This window comes from Streptomyces sp. CC228A (assembly GCF_021390935.1).
Taxonomy (GTDB): domain Bacteria; phylum Actinomycetota; class Actinomycetes; order Streptomycetales; family Streptomycetaceae; genus Streptomyces.
On record NZ_JAJPUI010000001.1, the window covers coordinates 926,995 to 941,015 of the forward strand.

Genomic DNA, 14,021 nt, shown 5'->3' on the forward strand with positions numbered 1-14,021 from the left:
CGGGCTCAGACCGCGGGCCGCGGGCTGAGCTGGGCCGCCAGCCAGGTCGGGACGCCGCCGAGGAGTCGGAAGAGGCGGCGGGCCTCCGTCCGCAGCCGTGTCGCCTCCGGCTCCGGCTCGGTGTCCGCCAGCGCGGCGAGCGCCGGCGCGGTCCCGACCAGGTAGCCGAGCTCCTCCCGGATCCTCAGGGACTCGGCGAAGCCGTGCCGGGCCTCCGCCACCTCGCCGTCATCCAGCGCCAGCGCGGCCAGGTGCCGCCACGTGAACGACAGCAGCAGCGCGTCGTCCTGGGCCGTGGCGCCGGCGTGCGCCCTGCGGTACGCGGCCCGGGCCGCCTGCGGCGCGTCCGACAGGTACTGCGCGAGCAGCCCGCGCCGGAAGTCCAGCAGCGGCCGCCCCGGTGCCGAGGGTCCCAGCAGCGCCGCGGCCCGGCCGAGCGCGGCCCGCGCCTCGTCCGCACGGTCGCGGACGCCGTGCAGGGTGGCTGCATAAGCCAGGTAGCCGCGTTCGCAGGCGGCGGCGCCCCGCTCCTCGTCCTCCTGCGCGACCGCTTCGGCGGCGCGCAGCGCGTCCTCGGCGTCCGCCCAGCCGCGCTCGGTGTAGAGGCACCGCTCGATCAGCAGGGCGGCCCGCTCGACGGCGACGGACGGCCGGTCCGCGGTGGGGGCGAGGAGCGCGGCCGCGTCGGTCCAACAGCCGCGCGAGCGCAGCCGCCATACCGCGGTCCGGAGCGGATCGTCGCCTTGGGTCGTTCCGGATCCAGACATGGCGGGATGCGCCACATTGCCCTCCCCTAGCGCGCCGTCGAGCTGTGTGAGTCCGGACGCATCTCAGCACGAATCGGTTCAAGGAACCAGAGGGCCGCGTGAATTGATTCACAATCAAGCGTCCCGGGTGGCGGTGGGGAGGGCCGGGTCGTGCGGGCGGGTGCTACTCGCCGGTGTGCGCCCGGACGCCGAGGCCGCCGATGCGGACCGCGCCCGCCCCGGCGTCGTTGTGCCGGGCCGCCCAGTTCTCCAGCGCGTGGCGGCAGGCGTGGTCGAGGTGGCGCAGGCCGGACAGGTCCAGCTCGATCAGCCGGTCCTGGGGCAGGGCTTCCAGCGCCTCCATGAGGCGGGGCAGACGCAGGAACGTGGCGTTGCCGACCACGGTGACGACCAGCCGACCCCCGCTGCCTCCGCCGCCCGCGGGGCCGCCGGTGTCCTCACGCGGACCCGGCTGCTTCGGTATGGCCGCGCCCGTCGCCCGATCCGGCTCTGTCGGCTGATCCGGCTCGGTCAGGAGGTCCGGGTCGGTCCGCAGGGCGGTGTCCGTCCGCGCGCCGGTGCCCCGGCCCGCGCCGGCGTGCCCGTGGGCGCCGGAGTCCCGGCGCACGCCGCTGTCCAGGCGGGCGGCGGTGCCCTCCCGTAGGCCGGTGCCCTCGCGCACGGCGGTGTCCTCGCGTACGCCGGTGTCCTCGCGTACGTCGACGTGGACGTGCGAGGTGTCCCACGCCGTCTTCACCACGGCCACCAGCAGTCCCAGCAGCACACCCTCGAACAGGTTCGTCGTCACCACGGCCACCGCCGTCACCGCGAGGACGACGGCCTCGCCCCGGTGGTCCCGCCACAGCGGCCCCCACTCGCGTACGGGCACCAGCTTGCAGCCCGCGTGCACCAGCACACCCGCCAGCGCGGCCAGCGGCACCGTGCCGATCACGGCCGGGAGCAGCGCCGCGAACAGCAGCAGCCACAACCCGTGCAGCACCCGGGACAGGGCGGTGCGGGCGCCCGCCTGCACGTTGGCGGCGCTGCGGACTATGACGGCCGTCATGGGCAGCGCCCCGAGCGCGCCGCACACGGTGTTGCCGACGCCCTGGGCGACCAGCTCCTTGTCGTAGTGGGTGCGGGGGCCGTTGTGCATCCGGTCCACCGCGGCCGCGCTGAACAGGCTCTCGGCGGAGGCGATGAGCGCGAACGCCAGCACCGTGCCGAGCACGGCCGGGGCGAGCAGGCCGGCGAACTCCTCGGCGCCCGGCGGGCGCAGGGCGCCGAGCAGGCCCTGCACCTCCACCTTGGCCACCGGCAGCCCGGCGAACCAGGTCACGGCGGTGGCGAGGGCCACCGCGGCGAGCGCGCCCGGCACGACCCGGGGCAGGCGTCCGGGCAGCCGCGGCCACAGCACGAGGACGGCGACGGTGCCGGCGCCCACGGCGAAGGCGGTGGGAGAGACCACGGCGGTGACCATGTCCCCGGTGAGCCCGGGGAGGCCGGCTATTTTCTGCAGGCCCCCTGACGGGGCGGTGGCGTCCGCCAGCGCGTAGAGCTGGCCGAGGACGATGACCAGGCCGATGCCGGCGAGCATGCCCTGCACGACGGCCAGGGAGATGGCCCGGAACCAGCGGCCGAACCGCAGGGCGCCCATCGCGACCTGGAGCAGTCCGGCCGCCAGGACGATCGCGCCGAGCATGGCGGCGCCGAAGGCGGTGACGGCGTCGTACACGAGTACGGTCAGGCCGGCGGCGGGGCCGCTGACCTGGAGTCGGCTGCCCGGGAGGGCGCCGACGAGCAGGCCGCCGACGATGCCGGTGACCAGGCCCAGTTCGGCGGGGACGCCGGAGGCCACGGCCACGCCGATGCACAGCGGGACGGCGACCAGGAAGACGACGAGGGAAGCGAGGAGGTCCTGCCGCAGCACGGCAGGATCCTTGAGGGCACGGAGCACGGTGGGTTCCTCGGAGCACGGGACCGGTGGGGGGAAGACGCCGGGCGGCGGGGCGCCCGGCGGGGCGCGGGGGCGGGCTCAGGGGCGCGCCGCGCGGGCGCGCGGTCTTCTTCGGCCGGTCCGGGCCGTCATGCCGAGGTGCAGAGGAGAGAGCCGCGAAGCGAGGGCGCGGCGGGGGGCGCAGGGGCGCTGCGCGGGCACCGGTGATCCGGTGGGGGCGGTCCGCGCGAGCTGCACGGGCGCTGTGGGGGAGGGGGAGAGGGCGGGTAAGCGAAGGTTCCGGTGGGGGTCCACGAGTGGCCTGCCTCCTGCGCGCAACGCATGCGGCGCGGTGTGGTCGGGTCAGTCTGCAGAGCGCGCCGCAGCACGGCGGCACGGGCGGCTACGCCACCCGCGACCACGCTCACTTCCGCACTTTACCGTCCCATTACCTTCGTCGGCAGAGCGTGATCGCGCCAAGCGGAGCGCACGGCCGAGGCCGGTTCACGCCCCTGCCGGGCGGCTGGTGCCTTGATCGTCGTCTGTGGTCGCCCTCCGCCGCTGCGTCCCGCGGGCGGCCCGTTCGGAAGCCCGTATGGTGCCCGCGCGCATCACCGACCGGTCGCCGCGGCATTCGGCCAGGCCCGATGCATTCGTGCCATTCGCAGGCGACCCGCCTCCCGACCCACCTGCGCGCCGCTACACATGAGCGCTGGGGCGGTGAGCTGCCGCCCCGCCAGTGATGGCCGGTCGGTGGGGAGGTCCGGACGGTTGCTGACCATCAATGTGGCCGTGCTGCTCGCAGTCATCGTCTTCTTCCGGCTGCGGCGCCGTACGCAGGCTCGCAGCCGGGCCGAGGAGAGGACCACAGCCATCGTCATCCTGACTCTGGGCGTCCTGCTTGCCCCCACCGCGATCGGCCAGGGCATCCTGAACGTCGTGGGACAGCTCGCAGGCGGCGTCACACAGGCCGGCCGATGAGCTCCCGCGGAGGCAAGCGGAGGACACCGGCACCCGGGCGCCGGCCGACCCGGAGGCGTACCCGTGGACCGAGCCGCCGTCGGCGGGCGGACGACCGGCTGGTCGGCTCCCTGCTCGCCGCGACCGCGGTTGTCGCTCTGGTGGTGGCTGTCGTCGACTGGCTCCTGGTCCACTGGTGGGTCCTCGTCTTCTTCGCCACGCTCTCAGCGCTGGTCGGCGGCGGCTGGATCCACCACAAGCGACAGCGAGCACGGTGGGAAGCGGTCCGGGCCCGGGGGCTGCGGTACGCCCTGCCCCACCTCGACGCCCTGCACCACTCACGGTTCGAGGAGGCGGTGCGCGACCTCATGCGCCGCGACGGCTGCCGGGACGCGGTCCGGGTCGGAGGCGGCGGTGACCTGGGTGCGGATGTGAAGGCCACCGACCCCTACGGCCGCCGCTGGGTGATCCAGTGCAAGCACCGGCGCAAGGGGCTCGCAGGCTCCGCGGTGGGGACCCCTGACCTGCAGGTGCTCAACGGCACCGCGCGCCCGGTCCACGGCGCCGACGTCGCGGTCATCGTGACCAACGGCCGTGCCACCGGACCCGCCGTGGACTTCGCCGAGCAGCAGCACCTGCACATCGTCGACCGCCACACCCTGGGGGTGTGGGCGTCCGGCTCGCGCCCCCTGTGGGAGCTGCTCCGGGCCGTTCCGCCGCCCCGCCGCCCCAGCTCGCTGTCCTGAACACGCACGGGATGGCGCCCTGTCGGCAACCGGAGCACCCGGTCCGCCGGTCGCGGCTCGGCCAGGTGCCCGTGTGCAATCCTTCTCCGCCGTGACGCGTGGCATCCCGAGTCGATCACCACCGGACGCCGGGTGCGGCGCGACCGCGCCCGGTCGGGAGCGTACCGGCAGAGGTCACTGCGCCGGGGTTTCGGCGACCGCCGGACGGAGCCGCGTCCGCGTCCGTCCCGATTGCCCGCACGACCCCATAGCGCCGCCACGAAGAGCACCCAGACCAGCCGCCGTTGCGGTGGGACGCGACCGCCGCGCCGCCTCCCCCGATCCTCACGACATGCGCAGCCCTCACGACATGCGCAGCGCCAGGAAGAAGTCCAGCTTGTCCTCCAGGCGGGACAGGTCGCGGCCCGTCAGCTGCTCGATGCGGCCGACGCGGTACCGCAGGGTGTTCACGTGCAGGTGCAGCCGTGTGGCGCAGCGGGTCCAGGAGCCGTCGCAGTCCAGGAACGCCTCCAGGGTCGGGATCAGCTCCGCCCGGTGCCGCCGGTCGTAGTCGCGCAGGGGGTCCAGCAGGCGGGCCGTGAACGCGCGGCGCACGTCGTCCGGCACGAACGGGAGCAGCAGCACGTGGGACGCCAGCTCGTGGTGGCCGGCCGCGCACACCCGGCCGGGACGGGCCGCCGCCACGCGGCGGGCGTGCCGGGCCTCCTCCAAGGCGCCGCGCAGGCCTCCGCCGAGTGCACCGCCGCGCTGACGCCCAGGGTGAGCCGCCCGTCCTCGCCGAGGCCCGCGGACAGCGGCACCCGCACGGCCGCCAGCAGCCGGTCCGCGTGCAGTCCGGGCCCGCCGTCCACCGCCGGGTCCGCGGCGGGCTCGCCGCCGTCCGCTGCCGGTTCGGTGACGGACGGGGGCAGGGCCGGCAGGGGGACGAGCGCGATGGCCTCGTCGCCGGTGTGCGCGACCGCGATCCGGTCCGCCGACTCCGGGCCCGTCGTCGCCGGGTCGACCAGCACCTCCTCCAGCAGGGACTGCGCCACCGGCCCGGGTTCCACCGCCGCGCCGTCCTCGCCCCATTCGACCCGCGCCACGATGACCTGCCAGTGCGGTGCCGTGCCGAGACCCGGCAGCAGCACCGGCGCCGCCACCCGCAGCCGCGCCGCGATCTCCGCGGGGCCGCGCCCGTCTGCACCAGCTCCAGGACCTCCTGGGCCAGTCGGCGCCGCACCGCGCGGGCCGCGTCGCGCCGGTCCCGCTCCACGGCGATGAGCTGGGTGACGCCCTGCAGCAGGTCCAGCCGGGCCGCCGGCCAGTCGCCCGCGTCCGCCTCCACGGCCAGCAGCCAGTCCGACAGCACCGTCTCGCGCACGTCCCTGACCGCCGGCGCGGCGCCGCGCCCGGTGTTGCGGATCGGGAAGAGCGAGTACGTGGTCCCGCCCACCGCGGCCCGGTGCGGTCCGCGCCGCCCCATGCGGGTCGCGGCCAGGTGCTCCCCGGCGAGCAGCGCCCCGAGCTGCGCGGGCAGGTCCGTGCCCGCGCCGGCGATCTGCCGGCCCGTCGGCGACAGCACCCAGGCCCGCAGGTCGAGGTCGGAGCCGAGCAGGTCGAGGACGACCTCGGGGCCGCCGCCGGCCGGGCCGGACGTCATCAGCCTCCTGTGGCGATCGACGACGGCCGCCAGGTCCCCGGCGCGCTCGCCGGACACCTGTCGTACGACATGCTCCGTAATGGTTGCGAATGCAACGGACTCGTTCACGGCGAACAGCGGCAGGCGATGGCGCAAACACGCCTCGACGAGATCCTCGGGGACCGGCCCCAGCTCCGCCTCGCCCGCGGCGAGGCCCGCCACCCCGGCCGCCGACAGGATCCGTACGAACGGCTCGGAGTCCGCGGGGCCGCGCCGCCAGGCCAGACCGGTGAGCACCAGCTCGCCGCCGGACAGGTAGCGGCTGGGGTCCCGCAGGTCCGTCGTCATGACGCCGCGCACGGTGCGGTCCAGCTCGTCCTCGCCGCCGAGGAGCCGCAGGCCCAGCGCGTCGGTCTCCAGCAGTGCGCGCAGCCGCATGTCGTCGCCGCCGATCCTTCTCGTGGGTGTTCGTGGGTGTGAGGGTGTTCCGAGGGGGGCACGGGGCCCCTGGGTGCCCGGGAGGTGTCCGGTTGTCGCCGGTGCCCCGTGGCTTGGTGTTTCCGGGGGGAAACGGAGAGGTTGCCGATCCTCGCCTTTCGTTCGAATCTACAAGATGGCCCGCCCTGCCAGCCAACTCCTTCATGGTTTCGGTGACTGCACCGGGTGGAGCACCGCTGGGTGTACTGGGGCCACAACGCGTTAACACCAGATGAACACCCCGTCCAGGGCCGGCCGTCCCCGACCCCCGGCGAGAAGCCCCGATCGCATCGATCACACCGCCCCGATCCCACCGCCCCACGGGCGCCCCGTACGTCCCGCCCCGGACGTACCAGGCCGCCGGGGGAGGCGGGGGAGACCCGGAGCGGCGGGATCACGTCATCAGAATGAAGAGAGCCACTCATGGACTTCCTTCGCCCCGCAAGCTGGGAGGAGGCGCTGGCCGCCAAGGCCGAGCACCCCACGGCTGTGCCCATCGCGGGTGGCACCGATGTCATGGTCGAGATCAACTTCGACCACCGGCGGCCCGAGTACCTCCTGGACCTGAACCGCATCGAGCTGCTCCGTGACTGGGAGGTCGGCGAGGAGAACGTCCGGCTGGGCGCCTCCGTCCCGTACACCCGGATCATGGAGCACCTGCGCGCCGAACTGCCCGGCCTCGCGCTCGCCTCCCACACCGTGGCCTCGCCGCAGATCCGCAACCGCGGCGGTGTCGGCGGCAACCTCGGCACCGCGTCCCCCGCCGGCGACGCCCACCCGGCCCTGCTGGCCGCGGGCGCCGAGGTGGAGGTCGAGTCGGTCCGCGGCAGCCGCTTCATCCCGATCGACGAGTTCTACACCGGCGTCAAGCGCAACGCCCTGCAGCCCGACGAGCTGATCAAGACCGTCCACATCAAGAAGGCCGGCGGCCCGCAGCAGTACTCCAAGGTGGGTACCCGCAACGCCATGGTCATCGCCGTCTGCGCCTTCGGCATCGCCCTCCACCCGGAGACCCGCACCGTGCGCACCGGGATCGGCTCCGCCGCGCCCACCCCCATCCGGGCGAAGGAGGCCGAGGAGTTCCTGAACGCCGCGCTGGAGGAGGGCGGCTTCTGGGACAACGGCAAGATCATCACCCCGTCCGTCGCCAAGCAGTTCGCGGACCTCGCCTCCGCCGCCTGCAACCCCATCGACGACGTGCGCGGCACCGCCAGGTACCGCCGCCACGCCGTCGGCATCATGGCCCGGCGCACCCTCGGTTGGACCTGGGAGCAGTACCGCGGCAGTGCCCGCACGCTTGAAGGAGCTGCATGACCATGCGCGTCAACTTCACGGTCAACGGACGCCCCCAGCAGGCCGACGACGTCTGGGAGGGCGAGTCCCTCCTCTACGTCCTGCGTGAGCGGCTGGGCCTGCCCGGCTCCAAGAACGCCTGCGAGCAGGGCGAGTGCGGCTCCTGCACGGTCCGCCTCGACGGTGTGCCGGTGTGCTCCTGCCTGGTCGCCGCAGGCCAGGTCGAGGGCTGCGACGTCGTCACCGTCGAGGGCCTCGCCGACTACGCCAGGCAGCGCGCCGAGGGCGGCTGCGCCTCCGGCGCCTGCGGGTCCTCCGGCACGTCCCTCGACGAGGCCAAGGGCTGGTCCGCCAAGGGCACCGACTCCCAGACCGGCGAGGGCACCGAGCTGTCGCCGATCCAGCAGGCCTTCATCGACGCGGGCGCCGTCCAGTGCGGCTTCTGCACCCCCGGCCTGCTCGTCGCCGCCGACGAGATGCTGGAGCGCAACCCGTCCCCGACCGACGAGGACATCCGCGAAGCGCTCTCCGGCAACCTCTGCCGCTGCACCGGTTACGAGAAGATCCTGGACGCCGTCCGCCTCGCGGCCGCCCGCCAGGAACGCCAGGGGCTCCAGGAAGGGACGGTCTGACCATGAGCAGCACGAGCAGCATCCGGGCCGCCGCGGCTCCGGCCGGCACGCCCACCAAGGTCACCCAGGGCGCCCAGGGCACCAAGGGCGGCATCGGCGAGTCCACGCTCCGCCCCGACGGCACCCTCAAGGTCACCGGCGAGTTCGCGTACTCCTCGGACATGTGGCACGAGGACATGCTGTGGGGCCAGATCCTCCGCTCGCCCGTGGCCCACGCCGAGATCGTCTCCATCGACGTCTCGGAGGCCCTCGCCCAGGCCGGCGTGTACGCGGTCCTCACCTACGACGACCTGCCGACCGACGTGAAGAACTACGGCCTGGAGATCCAGGACACCCCGGTCCTCGCCCACGGCCGCGTACGCCACCACGGCGAGCCGGTCGCCCTCGTCGCCGCCGACCACCCGGAGACCGCCCGCCGCGCGGCCGCCAAGATCAAGGTCGACTACCGCGAGCTGCCCGTCGTCACCGACGAGGCGTCCGCCCTCGCCGAGGACGCCCCGCTCCTCCACCCGGGCCGCGACGACCACCACGCCGGGCACGTCCCGCACCCGAACGTCGTGCACCGCCAGCCCATCGTCCGCGGCGACGTCGAGGAGGCCCGCAAGCGGGCCGACGTGATCGTCGAGGGCGAGTACACCTTCGGCATGCAGGACCAGGCGTTCCTCGGCCCCGAGTCCGGCCTCGCCGTGCCCTGCGAGGACGGCGGCGTCGACCTGTACGTCGCCACCCAGTGGCTCCACTCGGACCTCCGCCAGATCGCCCCCGTCCTCGGCCTGCCCGAGGAGAAGGTCCGCATGACGCTCTCCGGCGTCGGCGGCGCCTTCGGCGGCCGCGAGGACCTCTCCATGCAGATCCACGCCTGCCTGCTCGCCCTGCGCACCGGCAAGCCCGTGAAGATGGTCTACAACCGCTTCGAGTCCTTCTTCGGGCACGTCCACCGCCACCCGGCGAAGCTCTACTACGAGCACGGCGCCACCAGGGACGGCAAGCTCACCCACATGAAGTGCCGGATCGTGCTGGACGGCGGCGCCTACGCCTCCGCCTCCCCGGCCGTCGTCGGCAACGCCTCCTCGCTGTCCGTCGGCCCGTACGTCGTCGACGACGTCGACATCGAGGCCATCGCCCTCTACACCAACAACCCGCCCTGCGGCGCCATGCGCGGCTTCGGCGCGGTCCAGGCGTGCTTCGCCTACGAGGCGCAGATGGACAAGCTGGCGGCGAAGCTCGGCATGGACCCCGTCGAGTTCCGGCAGCTCAACGCCATGGAGCAGGGCACGATCATGCCGACTGGGCAGCCGGTCGACTCCCCGGCCCCGGTCGCCGAGCTGCTGCGCCGCATCAAGGCCCGGCCGCTGCCGCCCGAGCGCCAGTGGGAGACCACCGAGGGCGCCGACGTGCGCGCCCTGCCCGGCGGCCTGTCCAACACCACCCACGGCGAGGGCGTCGTCCGCGGCGTCGGCTACGCGGTCGGCATCAAGAACGTCGGCTTCTCCGAGGGCTTCGACGACTACTCCACCGCCAAGGTGCGCATGGAGGTCATCAACGGCGAGGCCGTCGCCACCGTCCACACCGCGATGGCGGAGGTCGGCCAGGGCGGCGTCACCGTGCACGCGCAGATCGCCCGCACGGAGCTGGGCGTCACCCAGGTGACCATCCACCCGGCCGACACCCAGGTCGGCTCCGCCGGCTCCACCTCCGCCTCCCGGCAGACGTACGTCACCGGCGGCGCCGTCAAGAACTCCTGCGAGCTCGTCCGCGAGAAGGTCCTGGAGATGGGCCGCCGCAGGTTCGGCACCTACCACCCGGCCTGGGCCACCGCCGAACTCCTCCTGGAGGGCGGCAAGGTCGTCACCGACGGCGGGGAGGTCCTCGCCGACCTCGTCGACGTCCTCGGCGACGAGGCCGTGGAGATCGAGGCCGAGTGGCGCCACCGCCCCACCGAGGCGTTCGACCTGCGCACCGGCCAGGGCAACGGCCACGTCCAGTACTCCTTCGCCGCCCACCGCGCGGTCGTGGAGGTGGACACCGAGCTCGGCCTGGTCAAGGTCATCGAGCTGGCCTGCGCCCAGGACGTCGGCAAGGCCCTCAACCCGCTGTCCGTCGTCGGCCAGATCCAGGGCGGCACCACCCAGGGCCTGGGTGTGGCGGTCATGGAGGAGATCGTCGTCGACCCGAAGACCGCGAAGGTGAAGAACCCCTCCTTCACGGACTACCTCATCCCCACCATCCTCGACACGCCGACCATCCCGGTCGACGTGCTGGAACTCGCCGACGACCACGCCCCCTACGGGCTGCGCGGCATCGGCGAGGCCCCCACCCTGTCGTCCACCCCGGCCGTCCTCGCGGCGATCCGCAACGCGACCGGGCTGGCACTCGACCGTACGCCGGTGCGCCCGGAGCACCTCACCGGTACGGCGTGACGGCGCGCCGGGGGGACCCGTCCCCCCGGCCCCACGAACCCTCCGGGCGGAGCGTGCCTCACAGGAACGTCACAGGTCCGCGCCCGCCCCGCCCGGAGCCACCCCCCGCAACCCCCCCCCACCGTTCGTCTCGGGCCGTCCCCCGGGTCGTGCAGCCAAGCAGCATCCCAAATCCCGCACTCAGACCCGGACAGGCGTCCCCGCGGGTGCCCCTTTGAACCTTGGGAGTCAGGCACCATGACCCAGTCGTCAGTGGAGCCCAGAACCGTCTCGGACGACGCGGGCCAAGGCCCGCGCATCCCCGCCGGACGGTCCTGGCTCGACCGGTACTTTCACATCAGTCACAGAGGATCCACGGTCGCGCGCGAGGTGCGCGGCGGCGTCACGACCTTCATGGCCATGGCGTACATCCTCCTGCTCAACCCGCTGCTCCTCGGCGGCGAGGACGTGCTCGGGAACAAGCTGAGCCAGCCCGCCCTGATCACCGCCACCGCCCTGGCCGCAGCGGTCACCACCCTGGCGATGGGTCTCATCGGCAAGGTCCCGCTCGCCCTGGCGGCGGGCCTCAGCGTCGCGGGCGTCGTCTCCACCCAGGTCGCGCCCAGCATGACCTGGCCGCAGGCCATGGGCATGTGCGTCATCTACGGCGCGGTGATCTGCCTGCTGGTGGTCACCGGCGTCCGCGAGTTCATCATGAACGCGATACCCCTGGCGATGAAGCACGGCATCACCATCGGCATCGGCCTGTTCATCGCCATGATCGGTTTCGTCAACGCCGGCTTCGTCGGCAAGAGCGAGGGCGGCGGCCCGGTCACCCTCGGCGTGAACGGCTCGCTCACCGGCTGGCCCGTCGTCCTCTTCGTCGTCACCCTGCTGCTGATCTTCATGCTGCAGGCCCGGAAGGTGCCCGGAGCGATCCTCCTCGGCATCGTCGTCGGCACGGTCATCTCCGTCACCGCCACCGCCGCCGGCTGGATCTCCGAGGACGAGTGGGGCGGCAGCGCGCCGATCCTGCACGGCAGCGTCGTCTCGATGCCGGACTTCTCACTCTTCGGCCAGGTCGAGTTCGGCGGCTGGGAGCAGCTCGGCTACGCCGCCGTCGCCATGGTGGTCTTCACCCTGGTGCTGGCCGGCTTCTTCGACGCGATGGCCACCATCATCGCCGTCGGCCAGGAGGCCAAGCTCGCCGACCACGCCGGCAAGATGCCGGGCCTCAACAAGGCCCTCTTCATCGACGGCGCGGGCGGCGCGATCGGCGGCGTCACGAGCGCCTCCGGCCAGACCGTCTTCATCGAGTCCGCCACCGGCGTCGGCGAAGGCGCCCGCACGGGCCTCTCCGCCTCGGTCACCGGCCTGTTCTTCGCCGCGTGCCTGTTCTTCACCCCGCTCACCCAGCTCGTCCCCGGCCAGGTCGCCTCCGCCGCCCTCGTCGTGATCGGCGCGATGATGCTGCAGAACGCCCGCCACGTCGACTGGGGCGACTGGTCGGTCGCCGTACCGGTCTTCCTCACGGTCGTCCTGATGCCGTTCACCTACACCATCACCACGGGTGTCGGCGCCGGAGTCATCGCCTTCTGCGCCATCAAGGCGGCGCAGGGCAAGTGGCGGGAACCGAGCATCCTCATGTGGATCCTCTCGGCGGTCTTCGTCTTCTACTTCGCCACCGGCACAGGACACTGACCCGCCCCTGACCGCCGCCCCCCTCCACCCTTCCGCTCCCGAGACCCGAGGAGGCCGACATGCTGGACATCGCCGAAGAGCTCGCCCAGTGGGCCGAGCAGGGGCGCGACTTCGCCGTCGCCACCGTCGTCGCCGTCAGCGGCAGCGCACCCCGCCAGCCGGGTGCCGCGCTCGCCGTCGACGCCGCCGGCACGGCCGTCGGCTCGGTCTCGGGCGGATGCGTGGAGGGGGCGGTGTACGAACTGTGCCGGCAGGCCCTCGAGGACGGCGAGACCATCCTCGAACGCTTCGGCTACAGCGACGAGGACGCCTTCGCCGTCGGCCTCACCTGCGGCGGCGTCATCGACGTCCTCGTCACCCCCGTCCGCGGCGGGGTCTACCCCGCCGCCCTGGCGACGGCCGCCGCGGGCAGCGCGGCGGCCCTCGCCAGGGTCGCGGACGGCCCGCGCGAGCTGATGGGCACCGCGCTGCTGGTGCGCCCCGACGGCTCGTACGAGGGCGGCCTCGGCGGCCACCCGGAGCTGGACCGCACCGCCGCCGCCGAGGCCCGCGCGCTGCTCGACGCGGGCCGGACCGGAACGGTCGCCATCGGTGCGGACGGCTCGCGCTGCGGGCGGCCCCTGACGCTCCTGGTCGAGTCCAGCGTGCCGCCGCCCCGCATGATCGTCTTCGGCGCCATCGACTTCGCCTCGGCCCTGGTCAGGGTCGGCGCGTTCCTCGGCTACCGGGTCACGGTGTGCGACGCCCGCCCGGTGTTCGCCACCGCCGCGCGCTTCCCGGAAGCCGACGAGGTCGTGGTGGGCTGGCCCCACGAGTACCTCGACTCCACGGACGTCGACTCCCGTACGGTGCTGTGCGTGCTGACGCACGACGCCAAGTTCGACGTGCCGCTCCTCCAGCGCGCCCTGCGCCTCCCGGTCGCCTACGTGGGCGCGATGGGCTCCCGCCGCACCCACCAGGACCGCAACCGCCGGCTGCGGGAGGTCGGCGTCACCGAACTGGAACTGGCGCGGCTCCGCTCGCCCATCGGCCTGGACCTCGGCGCCCGCACCCCGGAGGAGACCGCGATCTCCATCGCCGCCGAGATCGTCGCCCACCGCCGCGGCGGCAGCGGCGTCTCGCTCACCGGCGCGCACACCCCCATCCACCACGACGGCCCCGACGCCCCGGCGGGCCGCATCGACTCCGTGGCGTGACACCACCCGGCGGCGCCGGGCCGCCGAACCCCTGAAGGCCGGCCGCCCCCGCGCCCCCGCCCCCGGCTGACCGGACGGGGCTGGGACAGCGGCCCCTCTGAGGGCCGGACGTGCTGCGTGGCTGCGCCGCTGCAAGCCCCGCGGCCCGGCCGCCCGCGCCACCGCGCTGCCGGCCTCGGCTGCCGGCGCCCCCGGCCGCCCCGCGCCGCCCTCGGTTGCTGGTGCCCTCGGCTGCTCGCGCCGCCCTCGGCTGGCGCCTGTGGCTGTCCCCGCGCTGCCGTCCTTGGCTGCCGGCGCCTTCGGTTGCTGGTGCC

The 14,021-nt window shown here is 74.0% G+C and carries 9 protein-coding genes and 1 pseudogene; 7 read left to right on the forward strand and 3 right to left on the reverse strand.

Going from position 1 to position 14,021, the window contains the following annotated elements:
• Positions 1–5: 5 nt before the first annotated feature.
• Entirely contained in the window at positions 6–767 is a 762-nt protein-coding gene (locus L6E17_RS04135) for a hypothetical protein (protein WP_236239364.1), read from the reverse strand.
• Between the two features lie 163 nt (positions 768–930).
• Positions 931–2,703, reverse strand: a complete 1,773-nt coding sequence (locus L6E17_RS04140; RefSeq protein WP_236239365.1) for a SulP family inorganic anion transporter — start codon at positions 2,701–2,703, stop codon at positions 931–933.
• 750 nt (positions 2,704–3,453) lie between these two features.
• Between L6E17_RS04140 and L6E17_RS04145 the strand changes: the two genes are divergently transcribed.
• Both L6E17_RS04145 and L6E17_RS04150 read left to right on the forward strand, forming a co-directional pair.
• Positions 3,454–3,663: a hypothetical protein gene (locus L6E17_RS04145; RefSeq protein WP_236239366.1), complete on the forward strand. Its 210-nt coding sequence runs from the start codon at positions 3,454–3,456 to the stop codon at positions 3,661–3,663.
• A 143-nt stretch (positions 3,664–3,806) separates the two neighbouring features.
• Positions 3,807–4,388 (forward strand): restriction endonuclease, encoded by a 582-nt coding sequence (locus L6E17_RS04150; RefSeq protein ID WP_308315820.1) that lies wholly within the window; start codon positions 3,807–3,809, stop codon positions 4,386–4,388.
• 342 nt (positions 4,389–4,730) lie between these two features.
• On the opposite strand, the pseudogene L6E17_RS04155 reads toward L6E17_RS04150, so the two are convergent.
• Positions 4,731–6,447: pseudogene (locus L6E17_RS04155) on the reverse strand (PucR family transcriptional regulator).
• A gap of 462 nt (positions 6,448–6,909) precedes the next feature.
• Between L6E17_RS04155 and L6E17_RS04160 the strand changes: the two are divergent.
• The 5 genes from L6E17_RS04160 (at position 6,910) to L6E17_RS04180 (ending at position 13,707) form a co-directional block, all read left to right on the forward strand.
• On the forward strand, positions 6,910–7,800 hold the full coding sequence (locus L6E17_RS04160) for a xanthine dehydrogenase family protein subunit M (RefSeq protein ID WP_236239368.1): 891 nt from the start codon (positions 6,910–6,912) through the stop codon (positions 7,798–7,800).
• Between the two features lie 2 nt (positions 7,801–7,802).
• Positions 7,803–8,411, forward strand: a complete 609-nt coding sequence (locus L6E17_RS04165; RefSeq protein ID WP_236239652.1) for a (2Fe-2S)-binding protein — start codon at positions 7,803–7,805, stop codon at positions 8,409–8,411.
• A 2-nt stretch (positions 8,412–8,413) separates the two neighbouring features.
• Complete coding sequence (locus L6E17_RS04170) at positions 8,414–10,831, forward strand: xanthine dehydrogenase family protein molybdopterin-binding subunit (protein ID WP_236239369.1); 2,418 nt, start codon at positions 8,414–8,416, stop codon at positions 10,829–10,831.
• A 237-nt stretch (positions 10,832–11,068) separates the two neighbouring features.
• Positions 11,069–12,511, forward strand: a complete 1,443-nt coding sequence (locus L6E17_RS04175; protein WP_236239370.1) for an NCS2 family permease — start codon at positions 11,069–11,071, stop codon at positions 12,509–12,511.
• 59 nt (positions 12,512–12,570) lie between these two features.
• A complete protein-coding gene (locus tag L6E17_RS04180) occupies positions 12,571–13,707 on the forward strand; it encodes an XdhC/CoxI family protein (protein WP_236239371.1) in 1,137 nt (378 codons plus the stop codon).
• Positions 13,708–14,021 lie beyond the last annotated feature (314 nt).

Excerpts from the sequence above, each read along its gene's own strand:
- L6E17_RS04135 (WP_236239364.1), bottom strand. The coding sequence starts at position 767 with ATGTCTGGATCCGGAACGACCCAAGGCGACGATCCGCTCCGGACCGCG.
- L6E17_RS04160 (WP_236239368.1), top strand. The coding sequence starts at position 6,910 with ATGGACTTCCTTCGCCCCGCAAGCTGGGAGGAGGCGCTGGCCGCCAAG.
- L6E17_RS04165 (WP_236239652.1), top strand. The coding sequence starts at position 7,803 with ATGCGCGTCAACTTCACGGTCAACGGACGCCCCCAGCAGGCCGACGAC.
- L6E17_RS04170 (WP_236239369.1), top strand. The coding sequence starts at position 8,414 with ATGAGCAGCACGAGCAGCATCCGGGCCGCCGCGGCTCCGGCCGGCACG.
- L6E17_RS04175 (WP_236239370.1), top strand. The coding sequence starts at position 11,069 with ATGACCCAGTCGTCAGTGGAGCCCAGAACCGTCTCGGACGACGCGGGC.
- L6E17_RS04180 (WP_236239371.1), top strand. The coding sequence starts at position 12,571 with ATGCTGGACATCGCCGAAGAGCTCGCCCAGTGGGCCGAGCAGGGGCGC.